17 protein-coding genes and 1 tRNA gene are annotated in these 19,321 nt (G+C 64.0%); 10 read left to right on the forward strand and 8 right to left on the reverse strand.

The window, feature by feature from the left end; genetic code table 11:
- Positions 1–122: 122 nt before the first annotated feature.
- Positions 123–2,732: a bifunctional aconitate hydratase 2/2-methylisocitrate dehydratase gene (gene acnB / locus M1D87_RS09540; protein WP_023661205.1), complete on the reverse strand. Its 2,610-nt coding sequence runs from the start codon at positions 2,730–2,732 to the stop codon at positions 123–125.
- A gap of 406 nt (positions 2,733–3,138) precedes the next feature.
- On the opposite strand from acnB, the gene M1D87_RS09545 reads away from it, so the two are divergent.
- Positions 3,139–3,606 (forward strand): DUF1289 domain-containing protein, encoded by a 468-nt coding sequence (locus tag M1D87_RS09545; protein WP_183596492.1) that lies wholly within the window; start codon positions 3,139–3,141, stop codon positions 3,604–3,606.
- A 71-nt stretch (positions 3,607–3,677) separates the two neighbouring features.
- Complete coding sequence (locus M1D87_RS09550; RefSeq protein WP_123083659.1) at positions 3,678–4,946, forward strand: hypothetical protein; 1,269 nt, start codon at positions 3,678–3,680, stop codon at positions 4,944–4,946.
- 40 nt (positions 4,947–4,986) lie between these two features.
- Here M1D87_RS09550 and queD read toward each other — a convergent pair whose 3' ends face one another.
- Both queD and M1D87_RS09560 read right to left on the reverse strand, forming a co-directional pair.
- On the reverse strand, positions 4,987–5,343 hold the full coding sequence (queD, locus tag M1D87_RS09555; RefSeq protein ID WP_025338446.1) for a 6-carboxytetrahydropterin synthase QueD: 357 nt from the start codon (positions 5,341–5,343) through the stop codon (positions 4,987–4,989).
- Between the two features lie 53 nt (positions 5,344–5,396).
- Complete coding sequence (locus tag M1D87_RS09560; protein WP_015269721.1) at positions 5,397–6,476, reverse strand: patatin-like phospholipase domain-containing protein; 1,080 nt, start codon at positions 6,474–6,476, stop codon at positions 5,397–5,399.
- A gap of 294 nt (positions 6,477–6,770) precedes the next feature.
- Here M1D87_RS09560 and M1D87_RS09565 point away from each other — a divergent pair, with 294 nt between their 5' ends.
- The 5 genes from M1D87_RS09565 (at position 6,771) to M1D87_RS09585 (ending at position 11,111) form a co-directional block, all read left to right on the forward strand.
- On the forward strand, positions 6,771–7,082 hold the full coding sequence (locus tag M1D87_RS09565; RefSeq protein WP_003256549.1) for a PepSY domain-containing protein: 312 nt from the start codon (positions 6,771–6,773) through the stop codon (positions 7,080–7,082).
- The gene (locus M1D87_RS09570) at positions 7,082–7,396 is read left to right on the forward strand and encodes a PepSY domain-containing protein (RefSeq protein WP_085600216.1); all 315 of its coding nucleotides are present in this window, start codon (positions 7,082–7,084) and stop codon (positions 7,394–7,396) included. The genes M1D87_RS09565 and M1D87_RS09570 overlap by 1 nt, the downstream gene beginning before the upstream one ends.
- Positions 7,397–8,065, forward strand: coding sequence for a response regulator transcription factor (locus M1D87_RS09575; RefSeq protein ID WP_013971919.1), 669 nt, complete (start codon positions 7,397–7,399; stop codon positions 8,063–8,065). It begins immediately after the preceding gene.
- Positions 8,062–9,381, forward strand: coding sequence for an ATP-binding protein (locus M1D87_RS09580; RefSeq protein ID WP_013971920.1), 1,320 nt, complete (start codon positions 8,062–8,064; stop codon positions 9,379–9,381). The genes M1D87_RS09575 and M1D87_RS09580 overlap by 4 nt, the downstream gene beginning before the upstream one ends.
- 575 nt (positions 9,382–9,956) lie before the next feature.
- The gene (locus tag M1D87_RS09585) at positions 9,957–11,111 is read left to right on the forward strand and encodes an HPP family protein (protein ID WP_123083657.1); all 1,155 of its coding nucleotides are present in this window, start codon (positions 9,957–9,959) and stop codon (positions 11,109–11,111) included.
- Here the strand turns inward: M1D87_RS09585 and M1D87_RS09590 are convergent.
- Positions 11,085–11,951: a LysR family transcriptional regulator gene (locus M1D87_RS09590; RefSeq protein WP_023663489.1), complete on the reverse strand. Its 867-nt coding sequence runs from the start codon at positions 11,949–11,951 to the stop codon at positions 11,085–11,087. The two genes, M1D87_RS09585 and M1D87_RS09590, sit on opposite strands and share 27 nt — an antisense overlap.
- Before the next feature lie 180 nt (positions 11,952–12,131).
- Between M1D87_RS09590 and M1D87_RS09595 the strand changes: the two genes are divergently transcribed.
- Positions 12,132–14,021, forward strand: a complete 1,890-nt coding sequence (locus tag M1D87_RS09595) for a propionyl-CoA synthetase (protein ID WP_123083656.1) — start codon at positions 12,132–12,134, stop codon at positions 14,019–14,021.
- Positions 14,022–14,129: 108 nt separating this feature from the next.
- Here the strand turns inward: M1D87_RS09595 and zapE are convergent, their stop codons facing one another.
- The gene (gene zapE, locus M1D87_RS09600; protein WP_123083655.1) at positions 14,130–15,200 is read right to left on the reverse strand and encodes a cell division protein ZapE; all 1,071 of its coding nucleotides are present in this window, start codon (positions 15,198–15,200) and stop codon (positions 14,130–14,132) included.
- Between the two features lie 158 nt (positions 15,201–15,358).
- Between zapE and M1D87_RS09605 the strand changes: the two genes are divergently transcribed.
- On the forward strand, positions 15,359–15,784 hold the full coding sequence (locus M1D87_RS09605; RefSeq protein WP_003256418.1) for a DUF1810 domain-containing protein: 426 nt from the start codon (positions 15,359–15,361) through the stop codon (positions 15,782–15,784).
- 1 nt (position 15,785) lies between these two features.
- On the opposite strand, the gene M1D87_RS09610 is transcribed toward M1D87_RS09605, so the two are convergent.
- On the reverse strand, positions 15,786–16,028 hold the full coding sequence (locus M1D87_RS09610; RefSeq protein WP_013971925.1) for a DUF465 domain-containing protein: 243 nt from the start codon (positions 16,026–16,028) through the stop codon (positions 15,786–15,788).
- Positions 16,029–16,287: 259 nt separating this feature from the next.
- Here M1D87_RS09610 and M1D87_RS09615 point away from each other — a divergent pair.
- Positions 16,288–16,362, forward strand: a tRNA-Gln gene (locus tag M1D87_RS09615).
- Positions 16,363–16,455: 93 nt separating this feature from the next.
- Here the strand turns inward: M1D87_RS09615 and M1D87_RS09620 are convergent.
- Together M1D87_RS09620 and M1D87_RS09625 are read right to left on the reverse strand one after the other, a co-directional pair.
- Positions 16,456–18,843, reverse strand: coding sequence for a response regulator (locus M1D87_RS09620; RefSeq protein WP_039614071.1), 2,388 nt, complete (start codon positions 18,841–18,843; stop codon positions 16,456–16,458).
- Between the two features lie 13 nt (positions 18,844–18,856).
- Positions 18,857–19,318 carry a response regulator gene (locus tag M1D87_RS09625; protein WP_013971927.1) on the reverse strand — a complete coding sequence of 154 codons (462 nt, stop codon included), beginning with the start codon at positions 19,316–19,318 and terminating at the stop codon, positions 18,857–18,859.
- Positions 19,319–19,321: the final 3 nt, after the last annotated feature.

Genomic DNA, 19,321 nt, shown 5'->3' on the forward strand with positions numbered 1-19,321 from the left:
TGTTGCCTTGCTGGCCTCTTCGCAGCGCAAGGCTGCTCCTACAGGGATCTCGGCTGGTGCGGGCAAAACAAGAAAGCCCCGACATTTCTGCCGGGGCTTTCTTTTACATCTTACAACTCAGCTTACGCCTGAACCACCGGGATCTTGGCGTTGGCTGCCGCTTCGCGGAACTCGGCGATCTGGTCGAAGCTCAGGTAGCGGTAAACGTCGGCAGCCATGCTGTCGATGTCCTTCGCGTACTGCATGTACTCTTCGACGGTCGGCAGCTTGCCGATGATCGAAGCGACAGCGGCCAGCTCGGCCGATGCCAGGTACACGTTGGTGGCGTCGCCCAGACGGTTCGGGAAGTTACGGGTCGAGGTGGAGACCACGGTCGAACCGGTCTGCACACGTGCCTGGTTACCCATGCACAGCGAGCAGCCTGGCATTTCCATGCGCGCGCCAGCCTTGCCGTAGATGCCGTAGTAGCCTTCTTCGGTCAGCTGGTGAGCGTCCATCTTGGTTGGCGGAGCCAGCCACAGACGAGTCGGGATACCGCCCTTGACCTTGTCCAGCAGCTTGCCGGCAGCGCGGAAGTGGCCGATGTTGGTCATGCACGAACCGATGAACACTTCGTCGATCTTCTCGCCCTGTACCGAAGACAGCAGGCGGGCATCGTCCGGGTCGTTCGGTGCACAGAGCACAGGCTCTTTCACTTCGGCCAGGTCGATTTCGATGATCTCGGCGTATTCGGCATCGGCGTCGGCCGACAGCAGCTCAGGCTTGGCCAGCCAGGCTTCCATGGCCTGGGCGCGGCGCTCCAGGGTGCGGGCATCGCCGTAGCCTTCGCCGATCATCCAGCGCAGGAGGGTGATGTTGGACTGCAGGTACTCGGCGATGGCCTTCTCTGGCAGCTTGATGGTGCAACCGGCAGCGGAACGCTCGGCCGAGGCGTCGGACAGCTCGAAGGCTTGCTCGACGGTCAGCTCGTTCAGGCCTTCGATCTCGAGGATGCGGCCGGAGAAGATGTTCTTCTTGCCCTTCTTCTCGACGGTCAGCAGGCCCTTCTGGATGGCGTAGTAAGGGATGGCGTGGACCAGGTCACGCAGGGTGATGCCTGGCTGCAGTTTGCCCTTGAAGCGCACCAGCACGGATTCTGGCATGTCCAGCGGCATGACGCCGGTGGCGGCGGCGAAGGCCACCAGGCCGGAACCGGCCGGGAACGAGATGCCGATCGGGAAGCGGGTGTGCGAGTCGCCACCGGTACCCACGGTGTCAGGCATCAGCATGCGGTTCAGCCAGCTGTGGATGATGCCGTCGCCCGGGCGCAGCGACACGCCGCCACGGGTGCGGATGAAGTCTGGCAGGGTGTGGTGGGTGGTGACGTCGATCGGCTTCGGATAGGCCGCGGTGTGGCAGAACGACTGCATCACCAGGTCAGCGGAGAAGCCCAGGCACGCCAGGTCCTTCAGCTCGTCGCGGGTCATCGGGCCAGTGGTGTCCTGGGAACCGACGGTGGTCATCTTCGGCTCGCAGTAGGCACCTGGGCGCACGCCCTGGCCTTCTGGCAGGCCGCAGGCACGGCCGACCATTTTCTGTGCCAGGGTGAAGCCCTTGCCCGAATCGGCAGGCTGCTCCGGCTTCTTGAACAGGTCGGAGGCGCCCAGGCCCAGTTCGGCACGGGCCTTCTCGGTCAGGCCACGGCCGACGATCAGCGGGATACGGCCGCCAGCGCGGACTTCATCCAGCAGCACTTCGGTTTTCAGCTCGAAGGTGGTGACCAGTTCGTCGCTGCCGTTACGGCGCACTTCGCCCTTGAACGGGTAAACGTCGATGACGTCGCCCATGGCCAGGTTGGTGCAGTCGAATTCGATCGGCAGGGCGCCGGCGTCTTCCATGGTGTTGTAGAAGATCGGGGCGATCTTGGTACCGAAGCAGAAACCACCGGCGCGCTTGTTCGGTACGTACGGGATGTCGTCGCCGAAGAACCACAGCACCGAGTTGGTGGCGGATTTGCGCGAAGAACCGGTACCGACCACGTCACCGACGTAGGCAACCGGGTAACCCTTGGCCTTGACCGCTTCGATCTGGGCCAGCGGGCCGACCGAACCAGGCTGCTGCGGCTCGATGCCGTCGCGGGCCATCTTCAGCATGGCCAGTGCGTGCAGCGGGATGTCAGGGCGCGACCAGGCGTCCGGGGCAGGGGACAGGTCGTCGGTGTTGGTTTCGCCTGGCACCTTGAACACGGTCAGGGTGTACTTGTCGGCGATGGCCGGACGCGAGGTGAACCATTCGCCGGCAGCCCAGGATTCCAGCACGGCCTTGGCGTGAACGTTGCCGGCCTTGGCTTTTTCGGCCACGTCGTGGAAGGCATCGAACATCAGCAGGGTGTGCTTGAGCTGTTCGGCCGCGACGGCGCCCAGTTCGGCGTCATCCAGCAGTGCGACCAGCGTTTCGATGTTGTAGCCGCCCTGCATGGTGCCCAGCAGTTCGGTGGCGTGCTTGCGGTCGATCAGAGGCGACTTGGCTTCGCCTTTGGCGACGGCGGAGAGGAAAGCGGCCTTGACATAGGCAGCTTCGTCGACCCCTGGCGGTACGCGGTGGGTGATCAGGTCTACGAGGAAGGCTTCTTCGCCGGCCGGCGGGTTTTTCAGCAGCTCGACCAGGCCTGCAGTTTGTTCGGCGTTCAGCGGCTGGGGCACGATACCCAGGGCGGCACGCTCTTCGATGTGTTTGCGGTAGGCTTCAAGCACAGTTATTTCCCTCATCAGTGGTCCCTAAAGGGGGTCCGGGACGCTCATCCAGCATTCAATGCACCCATGCGCTGCCACGGCTTTGTGGGCCGCCCAGCCAGAGTCGCAAAGAATCCTTACAGAAGCTGCTTTCAAAGTTTTACGCCTGCAGAACGGGGAGCTGATGAGGGCTGGCACGGGCATGCGAGGGATGCATGGCCCGGGCCAACGCCGTTCTACCGGATGAACTGTGCTCGTGACGCTTTGAAAACAGCTTCCAACGGACATTGTTGCCTTTGAAAAGGCGGGATGATTCTACGGCAAAAAAAGCCCGAAGGTAAGGCGGCGAAGATGACTTTAACGAGTGACCCTGGTTAGACAAAGGGCTAACATGGGTTCGTGTTCCATCGCCAAGCTGTTGTTTTTCATGTCCAACAAGTCCATCAAGACCCCTTGCGTCGGCCTGTGCTCCACGGTTTACGGAGACACGGTTTGCCGTGGCTGCAAGCGGTTTCACCACGAAGTGATCAACTGGAACGGCTACGACGATGCGCAGAAGCGCGCCGTGTGGCTGCGCCTGGAGCAGCTGCTGGTGCAGGTGATGATGGCCAAGCTGGAGGTGTTCGACAAAGGCCTGCTGCGCCAGCAACTGGAGCAGCGTTCCATCCGCTTTGTCGACCAGCAGTCGGAATATTGCTGGGCGTACCAGCTGATTGCCCGCGGGGCGCGGATGATCCGCGACCTGGAAGCCTATGGCATGGTGCTGTTGCCGGAATTTCGCGACTGGGAGCTGCCGCAGTTGCGCGACGCCATCGACCGCGAGTTCTTCCTGCTGTCCGAGGCGCATTACCAGCGCTACATCGCCCCGGCGTTCCTGCAACAGGCATTGGAGTAGGCTGTTTCCCGCTGATTTCGGGCGGCATTGCTCGCGTAGTGTCCGGCGTTTTCCATGTACAGGAAGCGCCCATGAGCGACTATGTCTACCACCCGGAATTTTCCTTTTTGGCTCGCTGCTGGTGGCAGCTGGGCGATGAGCTCCTGCATCCCGATCAGTGGGACGCTTCGACCGCCAGGCTTGCCCCCATGTGGCTGCATTATGGCGGGGCCGGTTTTCACAATGACCACTGGTACCGATATCTGCGGGCCGAGCCCGAAGGCACCGGGCCATTGCAGCTGGAGCCATGGAGCTACACCTTGCCCAGTCATGTGTATGGCGAGCTGTTCTGGTTCGGAGCCTATATCAGCGGTACGGACCGGACCGGGGCGACACTGCGCTATGAAATACGGCCTTATGACCGGAACTGGAAACCGCTGAAGCGGATTGTCTACAGTAAGCCGGGGGCGCTGTCAGGCTTTGCAGGCTATGCGGGCGTGAAGGACCAGACCGAGGCGGCGGCCGGGCGTCAGCATCTGACCGATCCGCAGCACCTGTGGAACCTTTCGGGTATCAACTACAACGATATCAAGCGCGGGGCGCGGTTATGCAATGTCGTTCTGGTCGACGCCGCCGGGCAACGGGCCAGGCGCATCGCCAACCGGGAGGCGTGGCTGATAAACACGCTGACTGGCGAACCAGGCCTGATGGCCCTCGAAGTGCTGGACTACGCCCATGAAGCGCGCGATGTCGCCTGGGGCACGGGCCTGCAGCGGGCGGGCAGCAGTCAGGTGTTCAAGGCAGAGCACAGTTTCATCGCCAGTTTGTGCTGGCGGCCCGACGAGACGCCAGCCGGCCCTGCCGGCTCCACGGACGGCGTGCAGGGCTTGGTGGCAGCTCGCTTTGACGAAGGCTGGGAGTGGAACCCACGGGCAAGGTTGAGTGTGGAGCAGACCGATGCTTTGGGCACGCGCTGGCGCGACGATGAAACCCGACCGGCATGCGAGCGTTTCTGGTTTGCCGCCTACCTCGATAACGGGGTGTATGCGTATGAGATCTGGCCGCTTGACGAGCGTGGTCGGCGCCTGAACTTCACCCTGCGCAAACAGAAGGGCTGGACCATGAGCCTGGCGCAGCGCTGGCAATCGGTTCGTGCGGAGGCGGATATTCTCTGGCATCTGGACGGGTTGGACCCGGCTGCCTTGCAGGCGGGGGCAACTGTGGCCAACGTGAAACTCAGGCACAGCAGTGGCCGAGTCGTGAAGCTGGCAGATCGCAGCGAACGCAGGCTGGGTACGGAGGCGCTGGGTGAGGAAGGATCCCTGACTGTGCAGGTGCTGGAAACCTCGGCCAGGTTCTAGGGGGGCGCAAGGGCGCTGCTACAGCGCCCTTGCCGGGGGTTCAGTCGCCGCTGTACTCGCAACCGCTGGTGCAGGTTTCGTGGATGCGGACCTTCGACAGTTCCGGCAGCAGCGGCTTGACCTGGTCCCAGATCCACTTGGCGATCACTTCACTGGTGGGGTTTTCCAGGCCCGGGATGTCGTTCAGGTAGTTGTGGTCCAGTTGCTCGTAGATCGGCTTGAAGATCGCCTTGATCTCGGCGAAGTCGCGGATCCAGCCGGTGTGCGGGTCGAGCGGGCCGGTCAGGTGCAGGCCGACCTTGAACGAGTGGCCGTGCAGGCGGCCGCATTTGTGCCCGGCAGGGACGTGAGGCAGGCGGTGGGCCGATTCGAATGTGAATTCCTTGAAGATTTCCACGCTGTCATAACTCTATGTGAATCAAGAATGCGCGCAGTCTACCAGCATGGCCGCTACAAGGCTTGCAGGCGTTCATGCAACCGCCCGGTGGCAATCAGTTCCAGCAGCTCGTCGCCCAGCCGCTGGCTCTCGGCAATGGCCTTGTACCAGTAGCGCTTGCGGCCAGGCGCATCGCCCATGAAACGCTTGAAGTCATTGCGGTCGGGTAGCTTGCCGTAGGGCAGGGCAGCCAGGTACTGCGGCGAGGGCGTCATCAGCAGCACGTTCTGCAGGCGGGTGGCATCGCCCTTGCGCCAGGGCAGGGCCTTGTCGAACCAGCCGGGTACGACCTTGTCGGTGAAGTGCGGGTACAGCACCAGGTCGTCGCCGCGGTAGGGCAGGTCGAGGTGATAGTCGAGCAGGCCGCCGTCGCGGTAGGTGCCTGCACCTGCACCAGGGATGTCTTTCACGCCTTCCATGACCATGGGGATGGAGCCCGAGGCAAGCAGGGCATGGCGCAGGTTGGCCAGGTCCAGCGGCAGGCAGCGCGAGGGGAAGTCGGTCAGTGCGTCGAGCGGCGGCGTGGCGCGGCCGTCGTGCAGGATGACGCGCTCGAAGTGCCGTGCCAGGCGCGAGCGGCCGAGCAGGTTGCTGGCGATCACCGAACCCAGGCCGAGGCCCAGGCGGCCCCGATGGTCGTGGGCGAGCTGGCCATGGCTCTTCACCACCAGGATGTTCAGGCGATAGTGCGGGTTGGCCAGCAGCTGGCTGTCGCGGCCTTGCAGCAGGTCATCGAGCATGTGTTGGCAACTGCGGCTGATTTCGGCCGGGGTGACGCCCTTGGCGAAATCCTGCTCGGTGTACAGTTCGCCCAGGCGACGGATGCCTGCGACCGGGTCGTCGAGGCAGGCACTGGCAAAGCGCCAGGCGCCGATCGAGGCGCCGATCAGCGCACGTTGGCGTGGCGCCGACGGCAGCCACTCACCGAACAGCGCCAGGTCCAGGCCCTGGATGCCCAGCGGCTTCGGCCCGCCAGCCGCACCCGGCAGCACACCGACATCGGCCGCCTGCAGGCCGCGCTCGCGGACCTGCCGCAGGGCACGTTGGCCGGCCTTGAAGGTGAGGGCGGGGTATTTGATGTGAATGGCGCTCATGGCGGATCTCTTGGGCAGCAGGCAAGTCATTGTAAAGGGTTCAAGGCACGCACAGGACCTGTAGGAGCAGCCTTGTGCTGCGAAGAGGCCATTGCTGGCGAAGAAAATCTGTTGCCCTAGTGGCCCATTCGCAGCACAAGGCTGCTCCTACAGGTATTTGCCCCATGCCGCGGCCTGTGATGAACCGGTGAGAGCTGCGCTATCATGGCGCCAGTTGTTTTCAGGTTGAATTAAGGACCGGTGGTTAATCTTAACCCCGTAGACAACTTGCACAGTTCTCAGGAGAGAAGAACGATGAAACGCATGACTGCCCTGTTCACCGTAGCCGCCGCCCTTGCCCTGGGCGCCCATTCCGCCATCGCCAAGGATGTGCAGCCCGACGAAGTGGTCAAGCTGGTAAATGCCAAGACCGTCAAGTCGCTGGATGAACTCAAGGCCGCCGCCGTGGCCAAGCACCCAGGAGCCACCGTCACCGACTCGGAACTTGAAGATGAGTACGGTCGCTACGTCTACAAGGTCGAGCTGCGCGACACGCAGAACGTCGAATGGGACGTGGCGCTGGACGCCAAGACCGGTGAAGTGCTGAAGGACGAGCGGGACAACTGATGATCCACCTACTGCGGCCGGCGCGCTACCTCGCGCTGGCCCTGCTGGCCGTGTGTTCCCTGGCCGTTGCCCGCGACCTGGACCAGGACGAAGCCCTGGAACTGCGCCAGAAGGGCATCATCCTGCCGCTCGAGCATCTGCTGGAAACCGCCCTGGGGCGTCACCCCGGGGCGCGCCTGCTGGAGGCCGAGCTGGAAGAAGACGACAATCGCTACGAATACGAAGTCGAGTTGCTGACGGCTGAAGGGGTGGTGCGCGAGATCAAACTCGATGCCAGCAGCGGTGCCCTGCTAAAAGACGAGGAAGACGACTGAATGCGCCTGTTGCTTGTCGAGGACAATGTACCGTTGGCCGATGAACTTACCGCAGGCCTGCAGCGCCAGGGCTACGCCGTGGACTGGCTGGCCGATGGCCGCGACGCGGTGTATCAGGGCCAGAGCGAACCCTACGACCTGATCATCCTGGACCTTGGCCTGCCGGGCCTGCCGGGCCTGGAAGTGCTGGCCCAGTGGCGTGCCGCCGGCCTGGCTACGCCGGTGTTGATCCTTACTGCCCGTGGCTCGTGGGCCGAGCGTATCGAAGGGCTGAAGGCCGGGGCCGATGACTACCTGAGCAAACCCTTCCACCCCGAAGAACTGCAGCTGCGCATTCAGGCGTTGTTGCGCCGTGCCCGTGGCCTGGCCAACCAGCCAACGCTGGAAGCGGCCGGCCTGCACCTGGACGAAAGCCGGCAGTGCGTGAACCGTGACGGCGTGGATATCCAGCTGACCGCCGCCGAGTTCCGCCTGCTGCGCTACTTCATGCTGCATCCGCAGCAGATCCTGTCCAAGAGCCACCTTGCCGAGCACCTCTACGACGGTGAAACCGAGCGCGACTCCAACGTGCTGGAAGTGCACGTCAACCACTTGCGGCGCAAGCTGGGCCGAAGCGTCATCGAGACCCGCCGCGGGCAGGGCTACATCTACGCCGGGAGCGCCGCGTGAAGTCGATCCAGGCGCGCCTGAGCCTGGGCCTGGTGGCGGTGCTGGTGGTGGTCGGCCTGGTGCTGGCGCAGCTGACCCTTTGGTTGTTCGAGGTCGGCCTGCAGCGCTACCTGGAGAATGGCCTGCGCAAGGAAAGCGAAAACCTGTTGGTGGCCCTGGTGCGCGGGCCTTCGGGTCTGCAGCTGGATGAGCGGCGAATCTCGGCCGCCTACCAGCGGCCGTTTTCCGGCTATTACTTCCGCATCGATTTCGATAAAGGCACCTGGCGTTCCCGGTCGCTGTGGGATCTGGACATGCCCAAACCCGCCGCGCCGGGCCTTTCCGACAGCCACGAACTCGGCCCGGAAGGCCAGCAACTGCTTGCCCTGCGTGCCGACTACCGGCGCCTGGGCCAGGACATCTCGATCAGCGTGGCACAGGATTATTCACCTGTACGCGAAGGTTTCCGGCGCCTGCAGCAGATCGGCCTGGGCATGGGCCTGGTGGCGCTGATCCTGGTGCTGGTGTTGCAGCGCATCACCGTGACCCGCTCGCTGCGGCCGCTGGAGCGGGCACGCCAGCAGATCGCCCAGTTGCAGCAGGGCCAGCGCTCGCAGCTGGATGCCGAAGTGCCCAGCGAACTGGCGCCGCTGGTGGGGCAGATCAACCACCTGCTGAGCCATACCGAAGACAGCCTGCGCCGCTCGCGCAATGCCCTGGGCAACCTGGGCCATGCATTGAAGACGCCGCTGGCGGTGTTGCTGAGCCTGGCCTCCAGCGAGCGCCTGAAAGACCTGCCGGATGTTCGCGCGCAGATGCGCGAGCAACTGGAGCAGATTCAGCAGCGCCTGGCGCGTGAGCTGAACCGTGCGCGGCTGGCGGGGGATGCGCTGCCTGGCGCGCAGTTCGACTGCGACGTCGAGCTGCCGGGGCTGCTGGGGACACTGGGCATGATCCATGGCGAGGGCCTGCTGCTGGCCAGGGATGTGCCGCCCGGCCTGCTGCTGCCGTGGGACCGCGAGGACTTCCTGGAGCTGCTCGGCAACCTGCTGGACAACGCCTGCAAGTGGGCCGACAGCGAGGTGCGGCTGGGTATCGCGCCGAGTGCCGATGGCTACCAGGTGTGGGTCGATGATGATGGCCCCGGTATCCCCGAGGGCCAGCGGCAGCAGGTGCTGGAGCGCGGCTCGCGGCTGGACGAGCAGGTAGACGGGCACGGGCTGGGGTTGGGCATCGTGCGCGATATCGTCGAGGCCTGGGGCGGGCGCCTGGCGCTGCTGGATAGCCCGTTGGGCGGGCTGCGGGTGAGCATCGACTTGCCGCGCAAGGCTCGGTAATGCCGGGGTCGCTTTGCAGCCCATCGCCGGCAAGCCAGCTCTCATAGAACAACACATGACTCATTGGTTCGGCGAGGTTCTGTAGGAGCAGCCTTGTGCTGCGAAGAGGCCGGTACTGACAAAGCCTGTCTGTTGCTTGTACCGGCCTCTTCGCAGCACAAGGCTGCTCCTACAAAGGACGCGTCAGACGAGCGATATTTGTTCTCTGCGCGACAGCGCAGCCCAAAAGGGCTGGGTAATCTCCCACAGGGATCGCGCCAACTTTTAGAATTTGAGCAAGACAGTTGCTCCCGCGCCACCCGCATCGACCTCAAGCCATGTGCAGGACCCTGTGGGAGCCGACAAGCATGACCCCATGGGCCGTATCACCACTGCAAAAAAATTGCAGTACAGCCGCATTTTTTTGAATTAGCCCAATCTCACCCCACCCGGCAAAATTCCCCCACGAAACCCTGTGGTTTCCATCTCTCCACGGACGGAGCCCCTTGTGCTATTGCAACCGCAATACGAGGCCCAGGCCACCTCGGCTGGGCTTTCTTTTTAACCAGAAAAAACTACAGATTCCGATTACCTACATGCCTGCCTCGCGTTTCGAAAGTCGTTTGCAGCGGCTGTTGCCAGCGCCCCTGAATATTCCCCCCAAAGAATGGTTGCGTGCCGGTATCGGCGCGTTGTTCGGCCTGTTCCTCGCCGGCTGGCTGACCAGCATGGCCTACGGCCCCAGCATTGCCTTGCACCTGCTCGGCCCGCTGGCGGCTTCGGCCGTGCTGGTGTTCGCCGTGCACTCCGGCCCATTGGCCCAGCCCTGGCCTGTGCTGGGCAGCTACGCCTTGGCCGGTGCGGTCGGCCTGGCCATGCGCCAGGGCTTCGGCCCGCAGCTGTGGGTTGCCGCTGCAGCCCTGGGTATCTCGATTCTGGTGATGTGCCTGCTGCGCTGCCTGCACCCGCCAGGCGGCGGGGTGGCGGTGAGCGCGGTGCTGGCCGACCCCGGGCTTACCGCCATGGGCGACCACCTGCTGGAGCCGGTGCTGCTCAATGCGTTGATCCTGGTAGCGGTGGCGATCCTCTACAACCGCGTCACCGGCGTGCGCTACCCGAAAGGCGCGGTGCCGCGCAAGGATCTGCACCACACCCATGACCCGCTCCCCAGCGAGCGGGTCGGCATCCGTGGGGAAGACCTGGACCAGGCTCTGGAAGAACTGGGCGAGTTCGTCGATGTCACCCGTGACGAACTGGAGCGCATCATCCTGGCCACCGAGCAACACGCCCTGCAGCGCAGCCTCGGCGGCATCACCGCGGCCTCGGTGATGTCCCGCGACGTGCAGTTCGCCACGCCCGACACCACCCTGGAGCAGGCCTGGAAACTGCTGGCCAGCCACCACCTGAAAACCCTGCCGGTGCTGCAGCAGGGCAAGCTGGTGGGAGTAGTCAGCCTCAGCGATCTGGTCGGCCCGGCCATGCAGCGTGGCCGCTTCAGTTGGCGTGAGTTGTTCGGCCGCAAGACGGTGCGCATGGAGCAGGTGATGAGCCGCCGGGTAATCAGCGTCAGCAGCCAGCACCCGCTGGAGCGCTTGCTGCCACTGCTGTGCGAACAGGGCCTGCATTGCCTGCCGGTGCTCGATGCCGACCAGTTGGTGGGGGTGATCACCCAGACCGACCTGATCGCCGGCCTCAAGCGCCAGTTGCTTAGCGAGGCCGAGGCTTCAGATAAGCGGGTCCCAGCGTTGTGACCAGTCGCTGGCGCCGGCGGCCACCAGCCGGCGCAGGATGGCGAAGGCCTGTTGCAGGGCTTCGCTGTCGCGCTTGCGCGGGTACACCAGGAAGGTCGGGTAGGTGAATTCCGGCGCCTGCGGTACCCGCTCGAACACGCCGCTGTCCAGATAGGCCTGCACCACCCGCGTGCGGAAGTAGCCACTTCCGCCCTGGTCGAGTATGAACTGCAAGGCCAGCGGGCCCAGGTTGAAGCTCAGCGCCGGGCGCGCGCAGTCGGGCAGGGCGGCATCGTGCTGGCGACGGAAGGCTTCGCCCCAGTCGATGTAGATGTACGGGTCTGGCTGGGCGACCCGGCGCACACGGATCAGCTTTTCCTCCATCAGCTGCTCCACCTGCAGGCCCGGGCCGTAGGTCGGCTGGTAGACCAGCGCGGCATCCAGCAGGCCCATCTCGACCTTGCGCAGCAGCGATTCGCCGTCGCTCACCTCGCTGCGGATGGCATGGCTGGGCAGCTCGCGGTGCAGGGCACTGACCCAGTCGAGCAGCATCGGGTTGCCCAGGCTCACCTCAGCGCCCACGTGCAGCACTTGCTGGCAGCCTTCGGGCAGCGGCAGGTCGCGGCGCGCTGCTTCCCAGGTTTGCACCATCTGGTTGGCATAACTGACGAATGCCTCGCCGTCGCTGGTCAGGCTGGCGCCGTTGCGGCTGCGCACGAACAGCTGGCAGCCCAGTTGCTGCTCCAGGCGCTGTACCCGCGCGGTGATCGCCGTCTGTGACACGAACAGGCGTTCGGCGGCGGCGACCAGGCTGCCGCAACGCACGATTTCCAGAAAGGTACGGGCCTGATCGATGTCCATGAGCTGCTCGGTGGCTGAAGGGGTGGCGTATTCTAGAGGCTTTGCACCGTTATGGGGCGTTTTTGCGTTGTCTGCAAATTTGCAGGTCGGTTGTGACTTTAGTCCCATGGCGGCGCGGGTGTAGCGGTCCATACTCAAGTTTCGCCCTTCAATAACAACAAGTACCGGGTTTCTTTCGATATGAGCTACCAGCACAGCTACGCCCATTCCATTTCCGACCCTGCCGCTTTCTGGGCGGAGCAGGCCGCGCACCTGGCCTGGCACCGCAAGCCAGCCCTCACGCTGCAAGACAATGCCGATGGCACCCACCGCTGGTTTGCCGATGGCCGCCTGAACAGCTGCTACCTGGCCCTCGATCACCAGATCGAGCAGGGCCGTGGCGAACAGCTGGCGCTGATTTACGACTCGCCGGTGACCGGTGTGCAACAGGCCTACACCTACCACCAACTGCGCGACGAGGTGGCGCGCCTGGCCGGTTTGTTACGCCAGTTGGGGGTGAACAAGGGCGATGGCGTGATCATTTACATGCCCATGGTGCCGCAGGCGGCCATGGCCATGCTGGCCTGCGCGCGGATTGGCGCAGTGCACTCGGTGGTGTTCGGTGGCTTTGCCGCCAACGAGCTGGCCTTGCGCATCGACGATGCCCGGCCGACGCTGCTGCTGACGGCGTCCTGCGGGCTGGAGTTCGACCGGGTAATCGAATACAAGCCGCTGGTCGATCGTGCCCTGCAACTGGCCCGCCACCAGCCGCGCAACGTGCTGGTGCTGCAGCGCCCGCATGCGCGTGCCCAGCTGCAGCCAGGTCGCGACCTGGACTGGCAGGCGGCATTGGCCAAAGCCGAGCCAGTGCCACCGGTGGAACTGGATGCGGGTGATCCGCTTTACATCATGTACACCTCTGGCACCACCGGCAAACCCAAGGGCATCGTGCGGGAAAACGGCGGCAATGCCGTCGCGCTGTGCTACGCCATGCGCCATATCTACGGCATGCAGGCCGGCGATGTGTGGTGGGGCATATCCGACGTGGGCTGGGTGGTTGGCCATTCGCTGATCGTCTATGGGCCGCTGATGAGCGGCTGCACCACGGTGTTCTACGAAGGCAAGCCGATCCGCACCCCGGATGCCTCGGCCTACTGGCGGGTGGTGGAGCAATACAAGGTCAACGCATTGTTCTGCGCCCCTACGGCCATGCGCGCCATCCGCAAGGAAGACCCTGAGGGCGAGCTGATCCGCAAGCACGACCTGAGCTCGCTGCGCCAGTTGTTCCTGGCTGGCGAGAAGCTGGATTCCAGTACCCACGAATGGCTGGAACGGGTCAGTGGCAAGCCGGTGCACGACCATTGGTGGCAGACCGAGACCGGCTGGCCGGTCACCGCGCCCTGCGTAGGGCTGGAAGGCAGTGCGGCGAAGCCCGGGTCGAGCAACCGGGCGGTACCGGGCTATCACGTGCGCGTGCTGGATGACGAGGGCAACCTGCTGGGGCCGAACCACCAGGGCTCGATCGTCATCGCCCTGCCATTGCCGCCCGGGTGCAGCCAGACGCTTTGGGGCGACCACGAGCGTTACCTGCAGGCTTACCTGCGGACTTACCCGGGGTATTACCACACGGGTGACGGTGGCTACCTGGACGATGACGGCTTCGTCTACATCATGGGGCGCACCGATGACGTGATCAACGTGTCCGGGCACCGGCTGTCCACCGGCGAGATGGAAGACCTGGTGGCACGCCACCCGGCAGTGGCCGAGTGCGCGGTGATTGGCGTGCATGACGAGATCAAGGGGCAGGTGCCGTTGGCGCTGGTGGTACTCAAGGACGGCGAGGGCATTGCCGAGGCGCAGTTGCTGGTGGACCTGGTGGGCAGCGTGCGCGAGGAGATTGGCGCGTTGGCATGTTTCAACCGGGTGCGGTTGGTGAAGCGACTGCCCAAGACCCGCTCCGGGAAGATTCTGCGGGCAGTGCTGCGCAAGATTGCCGACGGGCAGGACTATGTGCCGCCTTCGACCCTGGATGACCCGGCGGTGCTGGGGGAGATCGAGGCGGTGCTGGCGGATTTGCCCAGGGCTGGCTGAGGGTTTGACCTGGCTGGCCTCTTCGCGGGTAAACCCGCTCCTACAGAACTGTGCAATACCTGTGGGAGCGGGCGTGCCCGCGAAGAGGCCGGTCCGGGCAAAGCAGTTCTAGGGTCCTACCTGATGCAGCTGTCCCAACCGGCTGCGCGTACGCATCAGGTCGGCAAGCGGCCCGCCCAGGCTTTCTTCCAGTGGCCGCTTGCCGATCACCAGCACCTGCCGGTCCTGGTCATACAGCACATCCACCAGGTTGACGAAGCGCTGCTGCGCCGCCAGGGAACATTCCGACAAGTCATCCAGCCCATCGATTATCCACTCATCGTATTGCCCGGCCAGCACCAGGTAGTCGATCACTGCCGTGGCCTTTTCGCACAGGTCGTCAAAGCCCAGCACCACCCGCCGGCCATCCACCGCCAGTGCGCGCAGCGGGCGTTTGTTCACTTCCAGCATCACCGGCTGCGGCTCGGGCACATTCAGCGCCTGGCGCTGCGCTGCATTGCCCGGCCAGACATAGTGGCCCTGGGTAAAGCGCTGATGTTCGCGGTTGGCCGGCAGGCTGCGGAAATCGGTATCGCCACCCACTTCCAGCACTTCCATCGCGCTGTTGATCAGGCGGATCACCGGCAGGAAGCGCTCGTGGTACAGCGGGTTGGGCAGCAGCCCTTCGGGTGCATAGTTGGACGTCACCAGCAGGAATACGCCACGGCTGAACAACGCATTGAACAGCCGCGTGAGCAGCATGGCATCGCCAATGTCGTGCACATGGAATTCGTCGAAGCACAGCACCTGGCAATCACCCACCAGCTCGTCGAGGGTCGCGCCCAGTGCATCATCCAGCGCCCGGTGGCGGTGCATGCCCTGGTGCAGGCGGGCAAAGAAGTCATGGAAGTGCAGGCGCAGCTTGGCCTGCACCGGCACGGCCTGGAAAAAACCGTCGAGCAGCCAACTCTTGCCACGGCCCACCGAACCGTACAGGTACAGGCTGCGTGGCTGGCCCTGTTCGAGCTGCGCCAGCTGTTCGGCCATGCAGTGGATTACCCGACGTTGGCCGTCGCTGAGTTGGTAACCGCGGCTGTGCGCCTTGTCCTCGAACCAGCCGAGCAGTTCGCTCTGGTTGGCGGCGGCGCCGCGCAGGCGTTGGCCAAGCTGGCGTAGCGGGGTAGGGATCCAGGCAGGCAAAAGCAAAGCTCCTTGGGCGATGGCAGGGCAGGGTGCAGCTTGCCCGAGGGCAGCCATTTTGACTAATACAGAAAGTGCGCGGCAATCATCGCCTGACGAGATAGGTTCGCCATGCAGGCGTACAGTAAAGGCTGGAACCGGTGCGAGGAGGGGCGAGCATGCACGCCGACTTTGATCTGCAGCGCTTCGTAGAGGCGCAGAACCCTGTGTATGACCAGGTGATGCAGGAGCTGCAGGCCGGGCGCAAGCGCAGCCACTGGATGTGGTACGTGTTTCCCCAGCTCGATGGCCTGGGCCACAGCGCCATGGCCGAACGCTATGCGCTGGCCGGTATCGACGAAGCCCGTGCCTACCTGGCTCATCCGCTGCTCGGCCCGCGCCTGCAAGCGTGCGTGACTGCGCTGCTGCAGCACCATGACAAGAGTGCCCGTGAAATGCTCGGCAGCCCTGACTACCTCAAGCTGCGCTCGTGCCTGACCCTGTTCGCCCAGGCCGCGCCCGGCAACCCGTTGTTCCAGCTGGCGCTGGTGCAGTTCTACGACGGTGAGCCGGACGCCCTGACGCTGGCCATGTTGCAGGGTTAGTTCAGGCCTTTTGCTCCAGTTGGCGCTCGATCATGTACTTCACTGCCAGCCGACGTTCTTTCAGGCGGCGCAGGTCTTCATCCTCGAAGTTGCCCGCCGAAATCGACTCGGCGGCCAGTACCTGGTTGTCGATGTCCATGTATTCGTCCAGCAGACGGTCCAGTGCCTTGTCCTGCTGTCGGCGCTGCTGGACGATTTCGCGCGGATAGTGCAAGTCCTGGTAAAGATCGTGGGAGACAGGCATGGGGTCCTCCTTGGTCAATGCAGATGGCTCATCTGATTGGAAGGGAGGAATGCGATTGTGTTGAAGCCAAGCGGGCGGAAAGCGACGGATGGTCGTCTCGCCAACCACGAAAATGACTAACTCGCTGTTTTTTGGTAATTTTTTTCATCAGGGGGTTCACAGACCGAAAGTTTGTTGTTAAAGTGCCGCGCATTCCAAGACAACAACCCAGTTGTCACTCAGTTGGAATTGTCAGAGCAGCAGATGCTGCATCCGATACAGGGGCGTCGCCAAGCGGTAAGGCAGCAGGTTTTGATCCTGCCATGCGTTGGTTCGAATCCAGCCGCCCCTGCCATTTTCTTGCTTCAAACGTATTTCGGTCCGGTGCTTGGAAAGACAAGCGCTGGGCTTTGTCGTTTCCGCAGGTTTTGCCGAAGGCTCTGTTCGGTCACCTGGCCGTTCCAAGCATCTCGTTCAGCAAGCGGGCCAGTTCATCGGCCTGTACCGGCTTCTGGATCACCAGGCTGCCCGGCAACTCCAGTCCCTGCAACTCTGCATAACCGGTAAGAAGCACCACCGGCAGGTGCGGGTAGCGCTCGCGCGCCGCCAGGGCCAGTTGCGCACCGTTGAACTCGGGCATGGCGAAATCGCTCAGTAGCAGGTCGATCTGCTCATCCAGCAAGGCCAAAGCCTGTTCGCCACTGTGCGCCTGGCGTACCTGGTAGCCGTACTGGCGCAACACATCACCAAGCATGTCGCGTACCAGATGGTCGTCATCCACCAGCAGCACGGTGCGATTACAACCGCTTTCGCTAGTCGAGTGGCTGAGCAGCGACGGCATCGGTTCGTTGACGGCTTCACCCTTGACTGCCGGCAGATACACGGCCACCTGCGTACCACGCCCCGGCGTGGTGTCGATGCGCACGCCACCCCCGGACTGTTTGGCGAAGCCGAATACCTGGGCCAGGCCCAGGCCCGAACCCTTGCCGATATCCTTGGTGGTGAAGAACGGTTCGAACACCTTGGCCAACACCTCTTCGCTCATGCCGCAGCCGGTATCGCGGATACTCAGCATCACGTACTCGCCAGGGTCCGGGTCTTCCGGGCGCTGTGGACGTGCGTCGATCCGGGTGTTGCGGGTCGACAGCGTCAGCTGGCCACCGTCGGGCATGGCATCGCGGGCATTGATCGCCAGGTTGAGAATGATCATTTCGGTCTGGGTCGGGTCGGTCAGGGCCTGCCACAAGGTTGGTTCCAGGTCCAGGCGCACCGAGACATTGCCGCCCAAGGTGCGGCGCAGCAACTCTTCCAGCCCGGCCAGGGTGCGGTTGAGGTTCAGCGCCACCGGCTCCAGGCGCTGGCGGCGGGAGAAAGCCAGCAATTGCGAGGTCAGCTTGGCGCCGCGCTCGCCGGCTTCGCGGATGTGCTTGAGCCGCGCACTGGCCTTTTCCAGGTCGGCTTTGGCCAGGTCGCGCTCAAGGAAGCTGGCGCCGGTGAGGATTACCGTCAGCAGGTTGTTGAAGTCGTGAGCCACACCGGCGGTCAGCTGGCCGACCGCTTCCAGGCGCTGCATCTGCTGCAGCGCGGCCTCGATGCGTTCGCGTTCGGCGATCTGCTCGCGCAGGCGGGCGTTTGCTTCGGCCAGGCCCAGGGCGGCTTCGCGCTCGCTGGTGATGTCGCGTGCCACCACGTACAGCAGGGTGTCTTCCGGCACCACCACCCAAGACAACCAGCGCTGCTGACCACCGGCATCCAGGATACGCCCGACAAAGCGGGCGCTGGTGCGACCATGGGCGAGGGCAGCCAGCTCGGTGAGCAGCAGTTCCTGGTCGGGCTCGGGCAGCAGGTGCAGCAAGGACGACTGGCTCAGGCGTTCGCGGGACAAGCCCAGGCTGGCTTCCCAGGCGGGGTTCAGCGCGACTGGGGTCAGGTCCTTGTTGAGCACGGCCAGCAAGTCTTGCGACAGCTCCCAGGCACGGTCGCGTTCGCGGGTGCGGCGCTCGACCCTTTCCCCCAGCATTTCGTTGAGCTGGCGCAGTGCCTGGGTGGCCAGGCGTTGGGTGTGGATGTCCTGCAACACCCCGGAAAAGCGCACGCACTGGTCGTTGACGAACCGGCTCTGGCCGCTGCTGAGCAACCAGCGTGGTTCCAGGCCGTCGGGTTGGGCGATGCGGAATTCGACCCGATACAGGCCGCCACCTTCCGGGCACATGGCCTGTTCCACCGCCTCGCGCACCTGCGGCAGGTCGTCGGGGTAGATGCCGGCGTAAAACACCTCGAGGCTCATTTCAGTATCGGTGGGTAGACCGAACAGGGTCTTGCAGCGGTCATCCCACAACAACAGGCCTTCCTGCGGGCGCATGTCCCATGTGCCCATGCCGGCAGCGTCGATGGCAATGCGTGCACGTGCCTCGACGTCTGCCAGGGCCTCTTCGGCGCGGCGCCGGCGCTGGCGCTCCTGCACTTCGGTCAGGGCCCGGCGCACGGCCTTGGGCAGTAGCGGCAGGTTCTTCTTCAGCACATAGTCGGTGGCGCCCAGGCGGATCATTTCCACCGCATGTTCTTCGCCATAGATACCAGACAGGAAAATGAACGGAATGTCGGGTGCCAGGCGCTGGGCGATGGCCAGCACATCGGTGCCGGACGAGCCCGGCAGCACGCAGTCGCACAAGATCAGGTCGTAGTGGGCCTCGCTCAGGGCTTGCTCGACACCGGCATGGTCGAACACCAGCTGCGCCTGCACCTGCAACCCGCTACGTTCCAGGCGCATCAGGGTCAGCTCGGCGTCCATCGAGTTGTCTTCGACCATCAGCAGTTTCAGCGGCGTTGGCTGCATCGTCGCGGGCACCTCAGATGCTGCCACGCCGGTTCAGGCGCAGCGAGCCGGGTGGCGGTTCGTTGAGTACCGCCCAGAATACCCCCAGGTCGGAAATGGCGGCGACGAATTCCTTGAACTCCACCGGCTTGACCACGTACGCGTTCACCCCCAGCTCGTACGCGCGCAGCAGGTCGGGCTCCTCGCGCGAGGACGTCAGCATCACCGTCGGGATACTGCGCAGCTCGGCGGTGGCGCGCACTTCCTTCAGCACCTCCAGGCCGTCGACCTTTGGCAGTTTCAGGTCCAGCAGCAACACGGCGGGGTTGCCATCGTCACGTTCGGCATAGGTATTGCGCCGTAGCAGGTAGTCAAGTGCCTCGGCACCGTCACGCAGCACGATGACCTCGTTGGCCAACTGGCTGCGTTCCAGCGCCAGGAGCGTCAGCTCCAGGTCCCGTGGGTTGTCTTCGACCAGCAGGATGGGTTTGAGCATGAT

Source organism: Pseudomonas sp. SA233 (assembly GCF_054792385.1).